We start from the raw sequence: 3,719 nt of genomic DNA on the forward strand, positions 1-3,719 counted from the left end.
GTCCCTTGGTTCGGGGTGGTGGACGGTCAGTGGGGGACCGGGTGGGTGGGGGATTCGGGGATGTCGTTGTCGGCGGTGGTGCGCGACAACTGGGGGTGGATCAGGACGTGGGATTCGAGGGGGTAGGCCAGGTCGGTGGTGAAATAGCCTCCGGCCGGGGCGGGTTCGGTGGGGACCGGGCGGAGGCGCGGCGGCTTGGCGGGGGCGTCGATGTCGGTGTGCGGGAAGAGGTAGCGGGCGCCCTCGCGGATGGTCTCGTGGGTTTCACCGCTCGGGTCGATCCAGCGCATGCGGTCGGTGTCGGCCAGGTAGACGCGCCACGGGTGTTTTCCCTTGTCCGCCAGGGACTTCAAGCGGTTGTGGTGCGTGCAGAGCACGGCGCGGTAGCCGGAGTTCGGTTGCGCGGGGAGGTGGGGGAGCGGGCCGAACTGGATGAGTGAGGTCTCGGCGGCGGGCATGGTGCAACCGGGGAAGCGGCAGAATCCGTCGAGGGCGCGCACCTCGCGGGCCGGGGCGTTCGAGAAGGGGCGCACCGCAGCGACTTTGGCGCGTTTGCGCAGTGGCGCGGACGGGGGAGCCGGTTCGGCCGGCCTGGCGGGCCGATCCTGTGCGGCAGGGCTGTCGGTGGCGGCGGGAGCGTCGGTGGTGAGGCGGCCGCGATCCACCCGGGGAGTGTTGGGGGTGTCGTCCGGCGCGCGGCGCTCGCGGAGGTGGGCGGCGGCCGCTCGCTCCCACGGGGCTTGGGCGGCGATCCGCGTCCGCCGGGTCCGGCGCGGGCTCGGAATACCGCCCGCTGTGACGGATTCCTTTGTCGCCGAGGTGTTTTCCCCAGGCGTCGACTCCGCTGACCGACCGGCCGAGGACGACGGAGGGGCGTCGTCTTCGCCCGGGCCCGGCGTGGCATCCTCCGGGAAGTACTCGGGGATGACCTGGAACCGGGCGTGTTCGGCGAGCGAGCGGGCCAGTCCGGCGTCGATGGGCCCGTAGCCGGAGAGGAAGGCGGGGTCGTCGCGCAGGCCGAGGAGGGTTTCGGCGGACACCCCGACCTGGATGAGGGGACGACGAGGCGTGGTGGGGGCGCTGGCCTTGGGGCAGTCGAGTTCCTTGCCGCATTCGCAGTGCAGCCGGCCCGAGCCGTCGGCGAGGGCGATGAGCGCGTCGGCCCGGCGCTGCGACATGGTGCGCGGATCGTCCTCGCACACTTGCAGACTCATCTCCCGCAGCCGCATGGCGAGCGCCTGAGCTCCCGCGGCGGGCAGCAGCCCGTCGAACACGGCCATCCCGTCCTGTACCGCGCGAATCCGGACGTCGCGATCCTGTTCCCGCGCCTCGCGCCGCCGCGTCTCGCCGTCGGGATCCAGCCGTGTCACCCAGCGTTGCGCGGTCTGCCGCAACCGGACCGGGTCGGACCGCAGCGCCGCGTCGATCAGCCTGGGCTCCAGGACTTCTCGGATCTCTCGCGGCATCCCCCGCAGACAGTCCGTGATCACCTGCACCCGGGACAGGTCGATCCGTCCCGCCGCGAACGCCAGTTTGGTCTGGGGTAGGGAGTCGAGTGCGAGCCCGATGTCGATGAGCGCCGCGGCCACCCCCTCCGGCACCTGCACCGCGACCGCGATCTCCGCCGCCGCGAACTCCCCGGCCCGCACCCCGCCGGCGCCCGGTGCGGCGTTCGCGGCCCGATGGCGGCGATACACCTCCCGCACCGCTGTGATTTCCGCCGCCTGTGCGAACGCCGCCGCCCCGTGTGCCCGCCGCAGCGCGTCGACCAGCTCGTCCTCGCCCATCGCCTCCACCTCTCGGCTATCGAACATGCGTTCGAGACTACCTCCGAAAGATCGCCGCCGCCAGCTCTTGTCCAGGCGATTTGGTTTGTTCGCCACTGGTCGTGTAACTTCGTTCAAGCAAGCGGGGCAACGCCCGGCTGGCGGAAAAGTGAACACGGGGCTATGGCGCAGCTGGTAGCGCACCACACTGGCAGTGTGGGGGTCAGGGGTTCGAGTCCCCTTAGCTCCACAGAATGGAAGAGCCGCAGGTAAATACCTGTGGCTCTTCTGTTTTCGTGACAGTGCGCGAACCGTTCGAGGCAATCATGGGCGTGCGTTCCACAGGGCGCTGACCGGCAGGGCGCGGAATTTCGGTCCGAACGGGAGGGTTTCGGTACCGGTGTAGAGCACGTATCCGGCGAGGAGCTCGTCGCCTAAGCGGTCTGCGAGGTGGTGGAGTCCGCGGAAGTCTTCGCCCTTGACGGTGGAGGCGGCTTTCACCTCGATGGCGATCACCTCTCGTCGATTGTTCTCGAGAATGATGTCGACTTCGACGTTGTCGCGGGTGCGGTAGTGGAACATGCGGGCTTCCTGATCGGACCAGGTGAGCTGGCGAGCGAGTTCCGCGGCTACGAAGCCCTCCAGCAGTGGCCCGAGCGGGCCGTTCACGGCCCGCAGCGCGCGAGCGTCGGCGCCGCACAAATATGTGGCGATACCGGAATCCACCACGAACACTTTGGAGGTTGCGACGGCCCGGGTGGTCAGGTTTCGCGACCAAGCGGGGATGCGCTTGATCAGGAAAACCTCTTCCAGGAGGCGAAGGTAGCGGGTGACGGTGTCTTTGGGCAGGCCGAGTTCATTGCCGAGGGCGCCGGGCACCAGGAGTTGACCGGAGCGGGCCGCGACGAGGTTGGTCAGGGCGAACATCTCCGCGGAACGTTCGATCTCGGACAGTTGCATGACGTCTCGGTTGATCAAATCGGCGACGTAAGAGGAGAAGAATCGGAAACGCCGTTTGCCCTCTCGCGCAACGGCTTCGGGGAAGCCGCCGCGTGCGATACGTTCGATGTAATCGTCGCGATTCTCGGTGCCATCGTGCCGTAGCCGGGGTCCGCGCTCGAAAGCACAATCGATGAATCTGTCGGGCGCGCCGTCGATTTCGCCTTGGGAGAGCGGCCAGAGTTCGATCGTCTCCATGCGTCCGGGAAGGGCGTCCGGAACGCTACGGAGGGCCATGACGTGAGCTGAACCGGTCAGTAGGAACCGGCCGGGTCGTCCATCGGCGTCGACGGTCTCCTTGATCGCCAGCAACAGCTCCGGTACTCGCTGGACCTCGTCGATGATCAGGAGGGAATCGTCGAGGACGAACTGCGTGGGGTCATAGCCTGCCGCCTGCCGAGTCTCCGGCTTGTCGAGGCTGCGCCAGGTCGCGCCGATCTCCCTGCCTATCCGGGCGACCAGCGTGCTCTTTCCGCATTGGCGAGCTCCGTTGACCAGGACGACACGAGTATCCGCAAGCGCTTCATGCACTGCCGAGTGAGCATGACGGGGAAGGATCCGGCCAATCGGCGATGACGAGAAAGACGAGGTCACCGCAGCAGTATTGCACATGTTATGCGCGATCTGCCGCACAACTCATGCGCGTTCTGCCGCACAACTCATGCGCGATCTGCCGGAACCTGTGTGCGCGATCTGCCGCTACGGTTATGCGCTTCTTGCCGATGCTGAAGCCGCCGCTTTGCCGGAGCGTTGTCGTTGAGTCGGCGGTTTGGTCCGCAGGTGATTCGTTGCGATCGGGCACGGGGAGCGGTCGCGATCATCGGTCACCGCCAACCGGGCACGGCCGGGCACCCACCGCGCGAATCATGATGTCCGGCCCGTCCACCAGGACGGCGCGGTTCGTATGCTGGTTCGTCAGGTCCACTTCGCGGCAGAGCCGCAGGTCATCGACCC

General features: G+C 67.7%; 2 protein-coding genes and 1 tRNA gene. 1 reads left to right on the forward strand and 2 read right to left on the reverse strand.

Annotated elements, in window-relative coordinates; all coding sequences use genetic code 11:
• Positions 1 to 26: 26 nt before the first annotated feature.
• A complete protein-coding gene (locus ACFV4K_RS34995; RefSeq protein ID WP_379280587.1) occupies positions 27 to 1,814 on the reverse strand; it encodes a DUF222 domain-containing protein in 1,788 nt (595 codons plus the stop codon).
• 129 nt (positions 1,815 to 1,943) lie between these two features.
• On the opposite strand from ACFV4K_RS34995, the gene ACFV4K_RS35000 reads away from it, so the two are divergent.
• Positions 1,944 to 2,016, forward strand: a tRNA-Ala gene (locus ACFV4K_RS35000).
• A gap of 74 nt (positions 2,017 to 2,090) precedes the next feature.
• On the opposite strand, the gene ACFV4K_RS35005 is transcribed toward ACFV4K_RS35000, so the two are convergent.
• On the reverse strand, positions 2,091 to 3,359 hold the full coding sequence (locus ACFV4K_RS35005; protein ID WP_379280588.1) for an ATP-binding protein: 1,269 nt from the start codon (positions 3,357 to 3,359) through the stop codon (positions 2,091 to 2,093).
• Positions 3,360 to 3,719: the final 360 nt, after the last annotated feature.

The sequence above is a fragment of the Nocardia sp. NPDC059764 genome (assembly GCF_042732555.1).
GTDB lineage: Bacteria > Actinomycetota > Actinomycetes > Mycobacteriales > Mycobacteriaceae > Nocardia.

Bases quoted from the DNA above. Each gene is read 5' to 3' on its own strand.
- ACFV4K_RS34995 (WP_379280587.1), bottom strand. From the start codon at position 1,814: ATGTTCGATAGCCGAGAGGTGGAGGCGATGGGCGAGGACGAGCTGGTC.